Here is a 15,129-nt window from a genome sequence, read left to right as displayed (position 1 = left end):
CCGGGCGGCTTGACGGCACTTTTGTCGGGTTGCCCGGGTGGCGGGGCTCACGTACGGTCCCCGACTAACGCGAAAGTCGTTCACGTTAGTCGGGAGACCGTATGCGGGTGAGTCGTCGTACCGTCCTGGCCGGAGCCACCGCGCTCCCGTTCGCCGCCGCGCTCGGCGGGAGAACCGCCGAAGCCGCGACCCCGCTCCTGGTCGGCGTCGGGATCGGCGACGTCACCGGGCCCGCCGCCGAGAACGGCATGATGGGCTACTCGATGCCGCAGCAGCAGACCGCCGGCATCCACCTGCGCACCCGGGCCCGCGCCTACATCGTCGACGACGGGACGAAGCGGATCGTCTTCGTCACCGCCGAGCTGGGCGCCCTGTTCCAGTCCGTCCACCAGGGCGTTCTCCGCGAACTGGCAAAGAAGTACGGCGACCGCTACACCGAGCAGAACGTCCTGCTCAACGCCACCCACACGCATTCGGCGTGCGGCGGCGACTCGCACTACGCCGCCTACGACCTGTCGATCCTCGGGTTCCAGCAGCAGACCTACGACGCCGTCGTCGCCGGCATCACCGACGCGATCGGCCGGGCCCACGACGACCTCAAGCCGGGCGAGCTCACCCTCGGCCGCACCGAGCTGACCGAAGCCAGCGCCAACCGGTCGAGGGTCGCCTTCGAGCTCAACCCGGACAAGGACCACTTCCCGCTCTCGATCGACCCCGCCGTCACCGTCCTGCGGTTCCGGCAAGGCGGCCGGGACGTCGGCGCGATCACCTGGTTCGCCACGCACGGCACGTCGATGAGCAACGGCAACCACCTGATCAGCAGTGACAACAAGGGGTACGCCGCCTACACGTGGGAGCACGACCACGCCGGCGTCCGCTACCTCGACGGCCCGCCCGGGTTCGTCGCCGCCTTCGCCCAGACCAACTCCGGCGACATGACGCCGAACCTGAACCTGAAGCCCGGCACGCCCGAGACGGAGTTCGAGAACACCCGGCGCATCGGCGAACTCCAGTTCCAGGCGGCGAAACGCGCGTTCGACGCGGCGACCGAGACGATCACCGGCGGCGTCGACCACCGGCTGACCTACGTGGACATGGCGGGCGTCGACGTGGACCCGACGTTCACCCCGGACGGCCGTCCACATCGGACCTGCACCGCCGCCATCGGCGTCTCGATGCTCGCCGGCAGCACCGAAGACGGGCCCGGCCTGCCGCTGCCCGAAGGCGTCAAGAACCCCTTCATCGACTGGCTCGGCGGCATCGACGCGCCGATCCCGCGGGCCCTCGCCGACGCGCAGGCGCCGAAGGTCGTCGCCGTGCCGTTCGGCGCGATGAAGCCCTACCCGTGGGCGCCCGAGGTGCTGCCGCTGCAGATCGTCCGGATCGGGCAGCTGCACCTCGTCGCCGGGCCCGCGGAGTACACGATCGTCGCCGGGCTGCGGATCCGGAAGACCGTCGCCGAGGCGCTGGGCGTGCCGCTGGAGAACGTCCTGATGCAGGGCTACTCCAACGCCTACAGCCAGTACGTCACGACCCCGGAGGAGTACGACTCGCAGCAGTACGAAGGCGCGTCGACGCTCTTCGGCCGCTACACGCTGCCCGCGTACCAGCAGGAGTTCGGGAAGCTCGCCGAGGCGATGAAGGCGGGGACGCCGGTGCCGCACGGGCCGGTCCCGCGCGACCTGCGCGGCAAGCTCGTGAACTTCCAGCCCGGCGTCGTCTTCGACAGCGCGCCGCTGCTGAAGAGCTTCGGCGACGTCGTCACCGACGCGAAGAGCAGCTACCGGCGCGGCGAGCGGGTGTCGGTCGCCTTCGTGACCGGCCACCCGAAGAACGACCTGCGCCGCGACGGCACGTTCCTCGAGATCCAGCAGTACGTGAACGGCGCTTGGGTCCGTTACGCCGACGACGGCGACTGGGCGACGAAGTTCCGGTGGACGCGGACGTTCGTCAGCGAGTCGCGCGCCGAGGTCACCTGGGACATCCCCGCGAACACCCCGGTCGGCAAGTACCGCGTCGTCCACTCCGGGGCCTGGAAGCACGGCCTCACCGGAGCCATCACCCAGCTCGGCGGGACCTCCCGCGCCTTCGTCGTCTCCTGACCCGGAAAGGACCCCGCGTGCGCAGGACCACCCTTCTCGCCGCCGTCGTCACCGCCTTCGCCCTCGTCGCCACGCCCGCCCGGGCCGCGGACGCCGCGGTGAGCGTGCTCAGCTTCAACCTCTGGCAGCTGCCGTGGATCGCCAACCCGAACACCTCCGACAAGGAAGCCCGGGCCCAGGCCGCCGAGCGCGTCATCCGCGCTCAAGACACCGACGTCGTCGTCCTCGAAGAGGCCTTCAGCGCCCAGGCCGAGGACCTGCGCGACCGGCTCGTGGACGCGTATCCCTTCCGGACGCCGCTGGTCGGCCAGTCCTGCTCGACGTCGCCGGGCTGGACGTCGGTGAGCGGCAACTGCTCGAACTCGCCGATCGTCGTCAACGGCGGCGTGACCGTGCTGAGCAAGTACCCGATCACCGAGAAGCACCAGCTCGTCTACCGCACCTCCTACTCCGGCACGGCCGACTACCTCGCGAACAAGGGCGCGGCGCTGGTCCGGATCTTCGCCCACGGCAAGGCGCTCTGGCTCGCCGGCACGCACCTGCAGGCCGACGAAGGCCCGGAGACCCTGCCGAAGGCGCACACGACCCGGATGGCCCAGCTCGGCGAGCTGCGTGACCTCGCCGCCGCGCGCGTCCCGGCCGGGGACGCGGTGGCCGTCGCCGGGGACCTCAACATCGAGTACCGGGCCGGGCAGGACCGCCGCGACGCCGCCGGCCGCACCCAGGCCGAGCAGGGCGCGGCCGCGCTCGGCGGCTCGCTGCGCACCACGGGCGCGGGGGAGTACACCTTCGACGCCGTCACCAACCCGGCCGCGGCGAAGTCCGTCCCGGCGACCTACCGCGACTCGCTGGACTACGTCGGCTCGCTGCGACGCGCCGAGGTCGGCCCGGTACGGCTGGTGCATTACGACGGTGGCACGATTCCCTCCGACCACTACCCGGTGCGGGCCGAGATCCACTACTGATCCCTCATCGTATTCGTTCTGCGAGGAGAACCATGACGACGCTGTCCGGCCGGACGCGGTTCAGGTATTCGCTCGGCTCGTTCGTCACCGGGTCCTTCGGCACAGTCCCCGGCCTCGTGCTGGTCAAGTACCTGACCGACACGATGGCCGTCCCCGCCGGGTGGGCCGCCGCGATCGTGTTCGTGCCCAAGGCCTGGGACGTCCTGTTCAACCCGATCGCCGGCCGGATGTCGGACGCGGACCTGCTCAAGACCGGCAGCCGCCGTCGCTTCCTGCTCGTCGGCGGCATCGGCGTCGCGATCCTGTTCGCGGCGATGTTCGCCCACCCCGGGTTCGGCGCCCCGCTGCCGGACGCGCTGTACGTGGCGATCACGTTCGCCCTCTGCGCCACGGCGTACGCGCTGTTCCAGGTGCCGTTCAACGCGCTGCCCGCCGAGCTCACCTCGTCGGGGGCGGAGCGCACCAAGCTCACCAGTGTCCGCATCGGCGTGCTGGCCGTGACGATCCTGATCTGCGGTGGCGGCGCGCCCGCGATCAGCACCGGCATCGGCGGGGTCGCGGGCTACCGGGTGATGGCCGTCGTGATCGGGCTGATCGTGCTGGCCGCGACGCTGCTGGTGTACTTCGGCCTCAAGGACGCGCCGGTCGGCTCGCTGCGGCCGAACACCGTGAACCTGAAGGAACTGGTCCGCACGCTCGCCGGCTGGCGCCCGTTCCGCTGGCTGCTGGGCTCGTACTTCATCCAGGCGCTGGGCATCGGCACGGTGCTCGCCGCGATCCCGTTCTTCGCCCAGCGCATCCTCGGCGACGAGGGCTACGGGACGATCATCTTCGTGATCTTCGTCGGCCCGGCGCTGGTCACGATGCCGCTGTGGCCGCGCCTCGGCGACCGCGTCGGCAAGCTCAACGGCTTCCGGATCGCCACGGCGGCGTTCGCGGTGGGCCTGCTCGGCCTGGTCTTCGCCCAGTCGCTGCCGCTGGTCGTGACGCTGCTCTTCGTCGCGCTCTGCGGCGTCGGCTACGCCGGGATCTCGGTGTTCCCGCTGGCCATCCTGCCCGACCTGATCACCGCCGAGGAGGAGCGCACCGGTGAGACCCGGGCGGGGATCGCGGCGGGCGTCTGGACCGCGGGGGAGACCCTCGGGCTGGCCTTCGGCGGCGGCCTGTGGGCGATCATCCTGGCGTTCGGCGGGTACGTGTCGAGCACCGACGCGACCACGGCCCAGCCGCACAGCGCGATCGTCGCGATCCTGTTCGGCGCGTCGATCATCCCCGGTGTGCTGATCGCGCTGGCCCTGCCGCTGCTGCGGCGCAAGGTGCTGGAGCCGCGCCATGAACCCGCCTGAGGACGTCCTGGCGGAGCTGCGGGAGCTGCGCGCGGGTGACCTCCCGACGCACGGCGGCCGCACGCTGGCCTACGTCTACGACAGCGGTCTGTCCGAAGTGGACACCCTCGGGGCGGCGGCGCACGCGCTGGCGTCGTCGGCGAACGGTCTCGACCCGACGGCGTTCCCGAGCCTGCTGCGGATGGAGAACGACCTCGTCTCGGCGGCTTCGTCCTTGCTCGGCTCGGTGTCCGGTGTGGTCGGTTCGGTGACTTCCGGCGGCACGGAGTCGTGTTTGCTCGCGGTGCTCGCCGCCCGGGACGCGCACCCGTCTGTCGCGTCGCCGTCGATCGTGCTGCCGACGACCGCGCACGCGGCGTTCCACAAGGCGGCGCACCTGTTCGGGCTGCGCCGGATCGACGTCCCGGTCGACCCGGTGACGTTCCGCGCCGACCCGGCGGCGATGGCCGCGGCGATCGACGACTCGACGGTGCTGGTGGTGGCGAGCGCGCCGTCGTACGCCCATGGCGTCCTGGATCCGATCGCTCCGATCGCGGCGGCGGCTGCTGCCAGGGGCGTTCGGATGCACGTCGACGCGTGCATCGGCGGCTGGGTGCTGCCGTACTTCGCCCGCCTCGGCGCCGACGTCCCGCCGTTCGACTTCCGCGTCCCGGGTGTCACGAGCATCTCGGTGGACCTGCACAAGTACGCGTACTGCCCGAAGGGCACGTCGGTGCTGCTGCACAGGTCGGCGGAGCTGCGGCGCTCGCACTACTTCGCGAGCGCGGCGTGGCCGGGCTACACGATGCTGAACACGACGATCCAGAGCACACGTTCGGGCGGCCCGCTGGCGGCGGCGTGGGCGGTGGTGCGTCATCTCGGCTCGGAGGGGTACCTCCAGCTGGCCACCTCGACGCGTTCAGCTGTGTCGCACATCCGGTCCGGCATCGCCGAGATCGACGGCCTGCGCGTGCTGGGCGACCCGGTGTCGACGCTGATCGCGTTCACGGGTTCCGATGATTTCGACCTGTTCACGGTGGCCGACGAGATGAAGGTGCGTGGCTGGTACGTCCAGCCGCAGTTCGCGCATCTGTCGTCCCCGGCGAACCTCCACCTGACGGTGGCGGCGGCCAACCACGGCAGCGAGAAGGAGTTCCTGACGGACCTGGCGGCTTCGGTCGACGCCGCGCGTGCTTCGGGTCCGGTGGTCATCGACGCGGCCGTGGCCGAGTTCGTGGCGGCGTTGGACCCGGAGACGCTGACGTCGGAGCAGTTCGCGGGTCTCCTGGCGGCGGCGGGTCTCGGCGGCGCGTCCGGGCTTCCGGAGCGAATGGCCCCGATCAACGCGCTCCTCGCAACGGCGCCAGGACCGTTGCGGGAGCGGCTGTTGCTCGAGTTCTTGGGCGCGCTCTACACGCCCTGAATCACTGGTTCCGCGAAGCCAACCCAGCCGGGGCGGACTTGACCGCGGCGACGATGGCATCCGCCAACGCCAGCGCGTCCTCCTCGGTCAGCTCCAACGCAACCCGCGCCGAAGCTCCCAACCCCGGGTTGCGGAAGTCGATGTTCACCGTGTGGCCGTACGGGGCGTGGACCGGGTGGTCGACGTACACGGTTCCCTCGTTCAGGCGGAACCAGCCGCGGGCGCCCTTGCCGCTGCCTTCGAGCGCGAACTTCTCGGTCAGGTAAGTGCACATGGCGAAGTCCTCTCAGACCGTCAGGGTGCGGGAGTAGAAGTCGAAGATGCGTTCCCAGCCGTCCTTCGCGGCTTCGGGGCGGTAGCTCGGGCGGTCCACCGAGAAGAACGAGTGGCCGGCGCCCGCGTACGTGTGGAACTCGTGCTCCTTGCCCAGCTTCTCCAGCTCGGCCGCCAGGACCGCGACCTCGTCCGGGCCGGGGAACTGGTCGTCGGCACCGAAGAGACCCAGCAGCGGGCACGACAGCTGCGACGACAGGCCGAGCAGCGGCTTCATCTGCTTCATGGCCTCCGGCGGGTCGTTGACGACGAACGCGCCGTAGCAGTCGACCGCCGCGTCGATGTCGAGCGAACACCCCGACAGGAACGCTTGACGGCCACCGGAGCAGTGCCCGATGACGCCGATCCGGCCGTTCGCGTTCTCCAGCGCGCGCAGGTAGTCCGCCGCGCCGGAGACGTCGCCGACCAGGCGGTCGTCCGGGACGCCGCCGGCCGCGCGGACCGTCGCGGCCGCGTCGTCCGGGTCCGCGCCCGGTGCTTCGCGCGTGTACAGGTTCGGGCAGAGCGCGTTGTAGCCCTCGACGGCGAAGCGGCGCACCATCTCCTTCGTCGCCGCGTCGTAGCCGGGCATGTGGTGGATCACCACGACTCCGCCGCGCGGGGTCGCGTCGGTCGGTTTGGCCAGGTAGGCCTCGAGCTCGTCACCGCCGTGGCCGGTGATGGTGACGGTCCCGGCGACGATCTCGTCGGTCATCGGTTCTCCTTCGATCCCTCGGGGGTGTGGAAGTAGCGCTTGCCGCGCGAAGCGGACGCCACCGCGGCGACGACGGCCATCACCGCGGCCGCCGTGAACACGACCACCAGGCCGTGGTGGAACGGTCCGGAGACCAGCTGCGGGAAGAACTCCCCGCCGGTCAGGGCCGACCGGTCGGCCGGCGACAGCCCGGCCAGGACGTCCGGGCCGAGCAGGTGCCCGACCGGGTTGCTGCCGAGGAACGCCGCGAACAGCGTGCTCACCGGCGGCAGCTGGGCGACGCCGTCGGCGACGGCCGCCGGGACGCCGTGGGCCTGCAGCCCGCTGGTCAGCGTCTGCGGCAGCGACGACGCGAGGCCGGCGATCATCAGCGAGAAGAACACGCCGATCGACAGCGACGTCCCGGAGTTCTGGAACGTCGCCCGCATCCCGGACGCGACCCCGCGCTGCTCGGTCGGCACGCTGCTCATGATCGCGGACGTGTTGGGCGCGGAGAACATGCCCTGGCCGATGCCGCTGACGACGAGCAGCGCGGCGAACGCCGGGTACGGGAAGTCCACCGGCAGCGCCAGCAACCCCAGGAACGCGGCCGCGACCAGGAGCAGCCCACTGGTGGAGAACAGCCGCGCGCCGAACCGGTCGGACAGGTAGCCCGACACCGGCCCCGCGAGGAGGAACCCGACGGTCAGCGGCAGCATGTAGATGCCCGCCCACAACGGCGTCCGCTCGTAGTCGAAGCCGTGCAGCGGCAGCCAGATCCCCTGCAGCCAGATGATGAGCATGAACTGCATGCCACCACGGGCGACCGACGTCAGCAAAGCGGCGATGTTGCCCGCGGCGAACGCACGGATCTTGAACAGGCTCAGCTGGAACATCGGCGCCGCGACGCGGGTCTCGATGAGCCCGAACAGCAGGAGCAGCAGCACGCCGGTGCCGATCCCGCCGAGCACCCACGGGCTGCCCCAGCCGGTCGCCGCGCCGCCGTAGGGCTGGATGCCGTAGGTGATCGCGGCCAGCAGCAACGCGGTCCCGGCGGCGAAGGTGATGTTGCCGCCCCAGTCGACCTTCGCGCGCTTCGGCGTGCCGACCTCGCGGAGGCTGCGGATCGACCAGATCGTGCCGAGCAGCCCGAACGGGACGCTCACCCAGAACACCGCGCGCCAGTCGATCTCGGCCAGCAGCCCGCCGGCGACCAGGCCGAGGAACTGCCCGGCCAGCGCGGTGATCTGGTTGACGCCGAGCGCCATCCCGCGTTGTTCGGCCGGGAAGGCGTCGGTGAGGATCGCGGCCGAGTTCGCCGTCAGCATCGACCCGCCGACGGCCTGGACGATCCGCCAGCCGATCAGCCACAGGGCGCCGCCACCGGCGTGGAACGGGTCGAACGACAGCGCCACCGACGCGACGCTGAACACGACGAAGCCGAGGTTGTACATCTTGACCCGGCCGAACATGTCGCCGAGCCGGCCGAGCGTCACCACCAGCACGGCCTGCACCAGCAGGTAGCCGAGGATCATCCAGAGCAGGTAACCGATGTTGCCCGGCGCGAGGGGGTCGAGGCCGATGCCGCGGAAGATCGCGGGCAGCGAGATGATGACGATCGAGCCGTCGAGCGCGGACATCAGCACGCCGAGCGTGGTGTTCGAGAGGGCGACCCACTTGTAGCGGCTGTGCGTTCCGGTGACGGTCACAGCTCGTCCGCCAGCCGCTCGATCAGCGGGATGGCGGCGACGAGGTCGTCCTGCTCGGCCGCGGTGAACTTCTCGGCCAGCGCGGTCGCCATCTTTTCGGTGGTCCGCGATCGTCGGTCGGTGAGCAGCTGGACGCCGGCGCCGGTGACCGACATCAGCACCTTGCGGCCGTCGGAGTCGTCCTTGCGCCGCTCGACGAGCCCGCGGTCGACGAGCCCGGCGAGCGTGACGCCCATGGCCTGCGGCTTGACGCGTTCCAGGTCGGCCAGACAGCCCGGCGTGGCCGGGCCTTCCCGGTCGAGCCGGGACAGCACCGAGCGCTCGGGCAGCGTCAGCTCCCCGACGACGTAGCCCTGCCGCAGCCGCCGGATCAGCCGCCCCAGTGCGACGCGCAGGTCGGCGCTGGCCTGGAGGAGCTCCTCGTCCGTCACAATCGTCAACCTAGACTGATAAACCTGGGTTGATCAACTCGGACGGACCGGCCGCTATCGGGTGAGCCGGGAGCTTTCGCCCGGCCTCGCGCGGCCGCCGGGGCTAGCGTCCGAAGTGGACACAAGCAGGGAGGAACAGCCGATGACCATCGCCCACGTCGAGCACGCCGGCCACGACCACGTCCACCGCGAAGGCTGCGGCCACGCCGCCGTCCCGCACGGCGACCACGTGGACTACGCCCACGAAGGCCACCTCCACCGGGCGCACGACGGGCACTTCGACGAGTGCGAGATGACCGGCCACGTGCCGCACACCGGGCACGACCACGCCCACGGCGACGGCTGCGGCCACGTGGCGGTGCCCCACGGCGAGCACGTCGACTACCTGCACGACGGCCACCGCCACGCGTCCCACGAGGACCACTACGACGACCACTAGTGGACGTGGACCGGGCCCCACTCCGGAAACCGGTCCGGCCCGCTGACTTCGCCGAGGCAGTCGCGAAGCGCGGCCAGCAGCGCGTCACCGGCGAGGTCGACGCCGATGAACACCAGCTCCTGACGCGGCTCGGCCGCCACGCCCTGGGGTTCGAACCGCGCCACCGCCCCCGCCTGGGACCACAGCCCCGTCACCCCGGGCCGGGACGCCAGCGCGAAGAACCCCTTGGACCGCAGCACGGTCCCGAACTCGCCGGAGTCCAGCCGGCGCGTCACGAGGTCCCACAGCGCCGCCGGGTCGAACGCCTCCGACGCCCGGAAGACCACGCTGGAGATGCCGTACTCCTCGGTCTCCGGCACGTGGTCGCCGTTCAGCTCGGCCACCCAGCCCGGCGCCTCCTGCGCCCGCACCGGGTCGTACCGGCCGGTGCCGAAGACCCGCTCCAGCGGCACCTTCCCGAAACTGCCGGTGACGACGTCCGCGGCGGGGTTGAGCCGTCGCAGCGTCGCCACCAAGCGGTCGACGTCGGGCACCAGGTCGGTCTTGTTCAGCAGCAGGACGTCGGCGAACTCGACCTGGTCCACCAGCAGGTCGCTGACCGTCCGCTCGTCGCCGGCGTACTGGTCGAGCCGCCGCTCGACGAGCGAGTCGCCCGCGGCCAGTTCGCGGGCGAAGTTCGCCGCGTCCACCACCGTCACCATGGTGTCGAGGTGGGCGACGGACTCCAGGAACGTGAACGTCGCCGCCACCGGCATCGGTTCGGAGATGCCGCTCGACTCGATCAGCACGTGGTCGAAGCGGCCGTCCGAACACAGCGCGGCCACCTCCTCGAGGAGGTCCTCCCGCAGGGTGCAGCAGATGCACCCGTTGGTCAGCTCGACGAGGCGCTCCCGCGACCGCACGAGGCCCGCGTCGATGTTGACCTCGCTCATGTCGTTGACGATCACCGCCACCCGCACCCCGGACCGGTTGGCCAGGATGTGGTTGAGCAGCGTCGTCTTGCCCGCGCCGAGGAAGCCGGACAGCACCGTGACCGGGACGGTCACGAGTGGAAGTGCCGCATCAACCGGCGCGGGACCAGCTGAACCTCACCGTCGACCTTGATCGGCACCAGGTCCGGCACCGCGGCCTTCCACTGCGAACGCCGGGACCGGGTGTTGCTGCGGGACTTCTTGCGCTTCGGGACGGCCATCAGCGCGTCCCCCGCTTCCCGTAGCGGCGGTGGAACTTCTCGACCTGGCCGGCGCTGTCCATGATGCGCTGGGTGCCGGTCCAGAACGGGTGCGACCACGAGCTGATGTCGACCATGACCAGCGGGTAGGTCTGCCCGTCGGACCATTCGACCGTCTTGTCGGAGGTGATGGTGGAGCGGGTCAGGAACGCGTCGCCGGTGGACGAGTCCTTGAACACCACGGGGTGGTAGTCGGGGTGGATGCCTGTCTTCACTGGTCTTCCTTTCGGTTCACCGCGGTCGCGTCATGCCGCGCCGGGTCGGTTTCGGTGTCCTCGCACGGCTCTTCGTGCCAGTCGCCGAACGGGTCGGGGTAGCGCTGCCACTCCGCCGGGCCGGCGGCCAGTTCGTCGTCGGTCAGTAGAGCGCCGCGCAGGGCCGCGTCGATCTCATCGGGCGTTGTCTGGTCGGTCACCACGACGAGCTCCTGCGCGCGGTCGCCGTGCACCGGGTCCCAGCGCAGGGACGCGAGCGTGCGGCGCTCGGGGGAGACGTCCGTCCACGCCGGACCGTCCGGCGCCGCGAGCCACGGCCCGGCGTGCCCGATGCCGAGCCCGCCGCCGGCCGACTCGATCCAGAACGCGACGTCCGGCTGGCTCGCCACCCACGCGCGCCCGCGGGTCCGGACGACGCCGTCGAGCAGGACGTCGAGCGCGTCGTGCAGGCGTTCGGGGTGGAACGGCCGCTGGGCGGTGAACGTGACCAGGCCGATGCCGCAGTCGACGTGCACCGGCGGCTCGCCGCGCAACAGGGCGCCGTGCATGTCGGTGACCTCGCCGCGCCGGGCGTCCTTCGGCACGGCGTCGAGCACGCTGTGCCCGTCGCTCCGGCTCAGTTCGACGCGCGGGACCGAGGGCGCGACCCGGTCGAGGACCGCGGACGCCTTCGCCGCGGTCCACGCGTCGGTCGCCGCGCCGGCCAGCACGAGGACGTCGGCGAACTCGGCCTGGGACAGCGCGACCTGGGCGACCGTGCGCTCGTCCTCGGGGCTGCCCTGCAGGTTCCGCTCGGCCAGGACGTCGTCGCCGGTCGCGTCGGCGAGGAAGGTCGCGCAGTCCACGACGGTGAGCACGGCGCGCAGGTCGACGTCGTCGCTCACCGGGTGGTCGCCGACCAGGACGTTCCGGATCGCCCAGCTCACCGGCTCCGGCTCCATGGCCTCGTCGAGCCGGACGACGATCCGGCGGACCTGAGGCATTCGGGCGAGGTGCCGCAGCAGGGGCAGCAGGTCCTCGCGCAGCGTGCAGGACACGCAGCCGTGGGCCAGTTCGAGGACGGTCAGCTGGTCGCGCTGCTCCAGCCGCAGCCGGCGGCGGACGACGCCGGCGTGGATCTCGCGCAGGTCGTGGTGGACGACGGCGGTGCCGGGCTCGGCGACGCGCAGCAGCTCGGCGAGCGTGGCGTTCGGTCCCGGGGCGAGGCCGCTCACCAAGACGAGCGGGATGCGGGGTTCAGGGGTCACTACGGCTCCAGGAATACGGGCGGGGTACGGTGCGTAGAGTAGATGAAAACGACAACCACTATCAACTCGGGAGGGTCCGTGTCCGCCGTGTGCCAGGTCACCGGCCGCAAGCCGGGCTACGGCAAGCAGGTCTCGCACTCGCACCGCCGCACGTCGCGGCGCTGGGAGCCGAACCTGCAGAACCGTCGCTACTTCGTGCCCAGCCAAGGTCGCTGGGTGCGCCTGCGCGTCTCCGCCAAGGGCATGAAGACGATCGACAAGCGCGGCATCGAGGCCGTCGTGGCCGAACTGAAGACAAGGGGAGTGAAGCTGTAATGGCGAAGAGCACCGACATCCGCCCGATCATCAAGCTGCGGTCCACCGCGGGCACCGGCTACACCTACGTCACGAAGAAGAACCGGCGGAACGACCCCGACCGGATGGTCCTGCGCAAGTACGACCCGGTCGCGCGCGAGCACGTCGAGTTCAAGGAAGAGCGCTGATGGCCAAGAAGTCGCAGATCGCGAAGAACGAGCAGCGAAAGGTGGTCGCGGCGCGGTACGTCGAACGTCGCCGCGCGCTGAAGGCCTTGGTCGCCTCGCCGTCGTCGTCCGCGGAGGAGAAGGCCGAAGCCGTTGTCGCGCTGCAGAAGCTGCCCCGCGACGCGAGCCCGACGCGCATCCGCAACCGGGACGCCGCCGACGGACGGCCGCGGGGGTATCTGCGGAAGTTCGGGCTGTCCCGGGTGAAGATGCGCCAGGCCGCGCACAACGGCGAGCTGCCCGGCGTCACGAAGTCGAGCTGGTGAGCCGGATGCCGAAGCCGAACCGCGACCGTCCCGGCAAGCGCAAGGTGAACCTGCTGCACGCCCACCGGATCACCCACGTCGACTGGAAGGACGTCGACCTGCTGCGGAAGTTCATCTCCGACCGCGGCAAGATCCGCGCCCGCCGCGTGACGGGATTGACGCCGCAGCAACAGAAACAGCTCGCCACGGCGATCAAGAACGCGCGCGAGATGGCCCTGCTGCCGTACCCGGCTTCGGGGCGCGCTCAGTAAAATCGGATGCGGGCGGCTGGGCGGCTGGGTGATCATGGGCGAACGAAGGGGAGCGTCGCACCGGGATGTCCTGACTCGGGTCCACGCTTGCACGCCCAGCTCACGGTCACGCCCGCCCAGCTGCCCGAGTCCTGCTGAACACCGCCGTCGTCCGGCCGGACCACCTGTGGAGCCCGCCGCCGAAGACCGAGGAGCCGTTCTCGACGCCGCGGTCCTGGCACATGCTCTCGGATCTCCTGCACTCCTACGGCGACCCGGACAGCGACGACACGATCGCGTTGCTCGCCTACGCCACCCTCACCCCGCAGCACGCGGGTGCGTTCCGCGCGTACCTCAAGGTGGCGCGGCACGCCTTCGACCTGGAGGCGATCCTCAAGGGCGACGCGCGCCGGCCGGCCGAGCCCGGCGACCACGACCTGCTCGGCTGGTCAAGGACCTGCCCGCGGACAAGCGTCACGCGTCGACGGCCGTGCGGCAGTTCGCGTTCCGCGCGAAGAGCCTGCTGGCCGAGATCTCCCTCGAAATGGCCCAGCTGGTCATCGCCGACGACGAAGCCGGCCACCCGCGGCTGCCGTCGTGGTTCCTGGTCGAAGCCGCCCGAGACCTGCCGCGGCTGGTCGCCGCCCGGACATGAACCTCGAGACCAAACGCCGTGAGCGCCGGACCAAGGCGATCGACGACGGCTGGGCGCGGGCCCGCTCGCACACCGTCCTCGAGCACCTCGCCCGCGGCGTCAGCCTGAGCACGGAGAGCGCCGGCGGCTGGGACGTGCTCACGGTCAACCGCCCGCGGGAAGCCGGAGCCGTGGATCGAACGGTTCGCCCGTGGGCTGATCGCGTCGGCCACCGAGGCGATGGAACGCGCCGCCGGCACGCGGGGGCAGACCCGCCACCGGCGGGCCATGGGGGAGTGGGACCACGCGCTGTCCTGGTTCGTCTCGTCGTTCCCGCTGCTCGGCGCGATGGCGGCGCTCGACGCCGAGCACGGCGGGATCCACGTCAACCCGGGTGCCGCCCTGACCGCCGAGGAATGGCGGTTCGTGCCGGCCCACGAGATGCTGCACGCTGCCCTGCGCCACGATCGCCGCGCGCACGGCCGTGACCCGTACCTGTGGAACGTCGCCTGCGACTACGTCGTCAACGGCCGGCTGGTCGCCATGGGCGTCGGCGAGCTGCTCGACGGCAGCCTGCCCGACCAGCAGCTGACCGGGATGTCCGCGGAGTCGGTCTACGACACGCTGACCGCCGATTTCCGCCGCGCCCGCAAGCTGCTCACCCTCGGCTCGCGCTCCGCCGGCGACGTCCTGGGCGACTGGCTTTCCGAGCCCGACGCGGCCCAGCGCCGGCCGTCCCGGAAGAGCCGGCCGCTGCCGTGGGGTGACCACCACGCCCAGGGCCGCGGGCTGCTGCCGCTCGGGCTGGAGCAGGAGATCCGGGCCCTGGACCACCCGCCGCTGCCGTGGGACGCGCGGCCGGCCCGCTGGTTCGACGAGCACGTCCGCGTGGAGCTGCCGGTGCGCAGCTACGCGCCGCCAGTCGGCGACCCCGGACATCCCGCGCCCGGGCCGCATCCGCCCCGAGCGGCTCGACCGGCTCGCCACCTTCGGCGTCGTGCTCGACACGTCCGGGTCGATGAACGCCGAGCTGCTGGGGAAGGCTCTCGGCGCGATCGCGTCGTACGCGCTCGCCCGCGACGTCCCGGCGGCGCGCGTGGTGTTCTGCGACGCCGACGCCGGGTACCTCGCGGTGGAGGAGATCGCTGGCCGGGTGAAGGTCCGCGGCGGTGGCGGCAAGATCCTGCAGCCCGGCGTCGACCTCCTGCGGCGGGCGGACGACTTCCCCGCCGACGGCCCGATCCTGATCATCACCGACGCGCGGTGCGACCACGTCCGGCCCGGCGCGAGCACGCCTACCTGGTGCCGAGGCTTTCGCGGCCCGCGGGCCGGTCTTCCGCGTGGCGTGACCCACGCTGGGCTGGCGCGCGGGTGAACCGTCAATA

The 15,129-nt window shown here is 71.4% G+C and carries 19 protein-coding genes and 1 pseudogene; 12 read left to right on the top strand and 8 right to left on the bottom strand.

Going from position 1 to position 15,129, the window contains the following annotated elements; translation table 11 throughout:
• Positions 1-101 precede the first annotated feature (101 nt).
• Genes ACZ7OU_RS33155 through ACZ7OU_RS33140 form a run of 4 tightly spaced genes read left to right on the top strand, consistent with a single transcriptional unit; the run spans position 102 to position 5,815 of the window.
• A complete protein-coding gene (locus ACZ7OU_RS33155; RefSeq protein WP_470258235.1) occupies positions 102-2,102 on the top strand; it encodes a neutral/alkaline ceramidase in 2,001 nt (666 codons plus the stop codon).
• 17 nt (positions 2,103-2,119) lie between these two features.
• Positions 2,120-3,067 carry a sphingomyelin phosphodiesterase gene (locus tag ACZ7OU_RS33150; RefSeq protein ID WP_470258234.1) on the top strand — a complete coding sequence of 316 codons (948 nt, stop codon included), beginning with the start codon at positions 2,120-2,122 and terminating at the stop codon, positions 3,065-3,067.
• A 32-nt stretch (positions 3,068-3,099) separates the two neighbouring features.
• Positions 3,100-4,413 carry an MFS transporter gene (locus ACZ7OU_RS33145; RefSeq protein WP_470244374.1) on the top strand — a complete coding sequence of 438 codons (1,314 nt, stop codon included), beginning with the start codon at positions 3,100-3,102 and terminating at the stop codon, positions 4,411-4,413.
• Complete coding sequence (locus ACZ7OU_RS33140) at positions 4,400-5,815, top strand: aminotransferase class V-fold PLP-dependent enzyme (protein WP_470258233.1); 1,416 nt, start codon at positions 4,400-4,402, stop codon at positions 5,813-5,815. The genes ACZ7OU_RS33145 and ACZ7OU_RS33140 overlap by 14 nt, the downstream gene beginning before the upstream one ends.
• Before the next feature lies 1 nt (position 5,816).
• On the opposite strand, the gene ACZ7OU_RS33135 is transcribed toward ACZ7OU_RS33140, so the two are convergent.
• The 4 genes from ACZ7OU_RS33135 to ACZ7OU_RS33120 are packed head-to-tail and all read right to left on the bottom strand — an operon-like array spanning position 5,817 to position 8,961.
• Positions 5,817-6,089: a DUF6295 family protein gene (locus ACZ7OU_RS33135; protein WP_470244371.1), complete on the bottom strand. Its 273-nt coding sequence runs from the start codon at positions 6,087-6,089 to the stop codon at positions 5,817-5,819.
• Between the two features lie 12 nt (positions 6,090-6,101).
• Positions 6,102-6,842 carry a dienelactone hydrolase family protein gene (locus tag ACZ7OU_RS33130; RefSeq protein WP_470244370.1) on the bottom strand — a complete coding sequence of 247 codons (741 nt, stop codon included), beginning with the start codon at positions 6,840-6,842 and terminating at the stop codon, positions 6,102-6,104.
• On the bottom strand, positions 6,839-8,530 hold the full coding sequence (locus tag ACZ7OU_RS33125) for an MFS transporter (RefSeq protein ID WP_470258232.1): 1,692 nt from the start codon (positions 8,528-8,530) through the stop codon (positions 6,839-6,841). The genes ACZ7OU_RS33130 and ACZ7OU_RS33125 overlap by 4 nt, the downstream gene beginning before the upstream one ends.
• Positions 8,527-8,961, bottom strand: a complete 435-nt coding sequence (locus ACZ7OU_RS33120) for a MarR family winged helix-turn-helix transcriptional regulator (protein ID WP_470259021.1) — start codon at positions 8,959-8,961, stop codon at positions 8,527-8,529. Before ACZ7OU_RS33120 ends, ACZ7OU_RS33125 begins: the two co-directional genes overlap by 4 nt.
• 142 nt (positions 8,962-9,103) lie before the next feature.
• On the opposite strand from ACZ7OU_RS33120, the gene ACZ7OU_RS33115 reads away from it, so the two are divergent.
• Positions 9,104-9,400 (top strand): hypothetical protein, encoded by a 297-nt coding sequence (locus tag ACZ7OU_RS33115; RefSeq protein ID WP_470258231.1) that lies wholly within the window; start codon positions 9,104-9,106, stop codon positions 9,398-9,400.
• On the opposite strand, the gene ACZ7OU_RS33110 is transcribed toward ACZ7OU_RS33115, so the two are convergent.
• From ACZ7OU_RS33110 to mrf, 4 genes are read right to left on the bottom strand one after another with little or no spacing between them, the layout of a single operon-like run.
• Positions 9,397-10,446 carry a GTP-binding protein gene (locus ACZ7OU_RS33110; protein WP_470258230.1) on the bottom strand — a complete coding sequence of 350 codons (1,050 nt, stop codon included), beginning with the start codon at positions 10,444-10,446 and terminating at the stop codon, positions 9,397-9,399. The genes ACZ7OU_RS33115 and ACZ7OU_RS33110 overlap by 4 nt on opposite strands.
• Positions 10,443-10,592 (bottom strand): 50S ribosomal protein L32, encoded by a 150-nt coding sequence (gene rpmF / locus ACZ7OU_RS33105; protein ID WP_155549868.1) that lies wholly within the window; start codon positions 10,590-10,592, stop codon positions 10,443-10,445. Before rpmF ends, ACZ7OU_RS33110 begins: the two co-directional genes overlap by 4 nt.
• On the bottom strand, positions 10,592-10,846 hold the full coding sequence (locus ACZ7OU_RS33100) for a type B 50S ribosomal protein L31 (RefSeq protein WP_364379636.1): 255 nt from the start codon (positions 10,844-10,846) through the stop codon (positions 10,592-10,594). Before ACZ7OU_RS33100 ends, rpmF begins: the two co-directional genes overlap by 1 nt.
• The gene (mrf, locus tag ACZ7OU_RS33095; protein ID WP_470258229.1) at positions 10,843-12,093 is read right to left on the bottom strand and encodes a ribosome hibernation factor-recruiting GTPase MRF; all 1,251 of its coding nucleotides are present in this window, start codon (positions 12,091-12,093) and stop codon (positions 10,843-10,845) included. Before mrf ends, ACZ7OU_RS33100 begins: the two co-directional genes overlap by 4 nt.
• A gap of 78 nt (positions 12,094-12,171) precedes the next feature.
• Between mrf and rpmB the strand changes: the two genes are divergently transcribed.
• From rpmB to ACZ7OU_RS33060, 7 genes and pseudogenes are all read left to right on the top strand, one after another.
• Entirely contained in the window at positions 12,172-12,408 is a 237-nt protein-coding gene (gene rpmB, locus ACZ7OU_RS33090) for a 50S ribosomal protein L28 (protein ID WP_470258228.1), read from the top strand.
• On the top strand, positions 12,408-12,575 hold the full coding sequence (gene rpmG, locus ACZ7OU_RS33085) for a 50S ribosomal protein L33 (RefSeq protein WP_155549872.1): 168 nt from the start codon (positions 12,408-12,410) through the stop codon (positions 12,573-12,575). The genes rpmB and rpmG overlap by 1 nt, the downstream gene beginning before the upstream one ends.
• Complete coding sequence (gene rpsN / locus ACZ7OU_RS33080; protein WP_470258227.1) at positions 12,575-12,880, top strand: 30S ribosomal protein S14; 306 nt, start codon at positions 12,575-12,577, stop codon at positions 12,878-12,880. Before rpmG ends, rpsN begins: the two co-directional genes overlap by 1 nt.
• Complete coding sequence (gene rpsR, locus ACZ7OU_RS33075; protein ID WP_470258226.1) at positions 12,877-13,131, top strand: 30S ribosomal protein S18; 255 nt, start codon at positions 12,877-12,879, stop codon at positions 13,129-13,131. Before rpsN ends, rpsR begins: the two co-directional genes overlap by 4 nt.
• Positions 13,132-13,600: 469 nt before the next feature.
• Positions 13,601-13,765, top strand: a complete 165-nt coding sequence (locus ACZ7OU_RS33070) for a hypothetical protein (RefSeq protein ID WP_470258225.1) — start codon at positions 13,601-13,603, stop codon at positions 13,763-13,765.
• Positions 13,766-13,984: 219 nt separating this feature from the next.
• Positions 13,985-14,599: pseudogene (locus ACZ7OU_RS33065) on the top strand (DUF2201 family putative metallopeptidase); the annotation flags it as partial.
• A gap of 142 nt (positions 14,600-14,741) precedes the next feature.
• Positions 14,742-15,119, top strand: a complete 378-nt coding sequence (locus ACZ7OU_RS33060; RefSeq protein ID WP_470259048.1) for a hypothetical protein — start codon at positions 14,742-14,744, stop codon at positions 15,117-15,119.
• The last annotated feature ends 10 nt before the right edge of the window (positions 15,120-15,129 follow it).

Source organism: Amycolatopsis sp. NPDC114505, assembly GCF_055633615.1.
This window is presented reverse-complemented; position numbering and strand designations above follow the sequence as displayed.

What these genes read in the sequence shown, in the direction of transcription:
- rpmG (WP_155549872.1), top strand. Translation starts at nt 12,408, where the DNA reads ATGGCGAAGAGCACCGACATCCGCCCGATCATCAAGCTGCGGTCCACC.
- ACZ7OU_RS33115 (WP_470258231.1), top strand. Translation starts at nt 9,104, where the DNA reads ATGACCATCGCCCACGTCGAGCACGCCGGCCACGACCACGTCCACCGC.
- ACZ7OU_RS33135 (WP_470244371.1), bottom strand. Translation starts at nt 6,089, where the DNA reads ATGTGCACTTACCTGACCGAGAAGTTCGCGCTCGAAGGCAGCGGCAAG.
- rpsN (WP_470258227.1), top strand. Translation starts at nt 12,575, where the DNA reads ATGGCCAAGAAGTCGCAGATCGCGAAGAACGAGCAGCGAAAGGTGGTC.
- ACZ7OU_RS33145 (WP_470244374.1), top strand. Translation starts at nt 3,100, where the DNA reads ATGACGACGCTGTCCGGCCGGACGCGGTTCAGGTATTCGCTCGGCTCG.
- rpmF (WP_155549868.1), bottom strand. Translation starts at nt 10,592, where the DNA reads ATGGCCGTCCCGAAGCGCAAGAAGTCCCGCAGCAACACCCGGTCCCGG.
- ACZ7OU_RS33130 (WP_470244370.1), bottom strand. Translation starts at nt 6,842, where the DNA reads ATGACCGACGAGATCGTCGCCGGGACCGTCACCATCACCGGCCACGGC.
- ACZ7OU_RS33140 (WP_470258233.1), top strand. Translation starts at nt 4,400, where the DNA reads ATGAACCCGCCTGAGGACGTCCTGGCGGAGCTGCGGGAGCTGCGCGCG.
- ACZ7OU_RS33155 (WP_470258235.1), top strand. Translation starts at nt 102, where the DNA reads ATGCGGGTGAGTCGTCGTACCGTCCTGGCCGGAGCCACCGCGCTCCCG.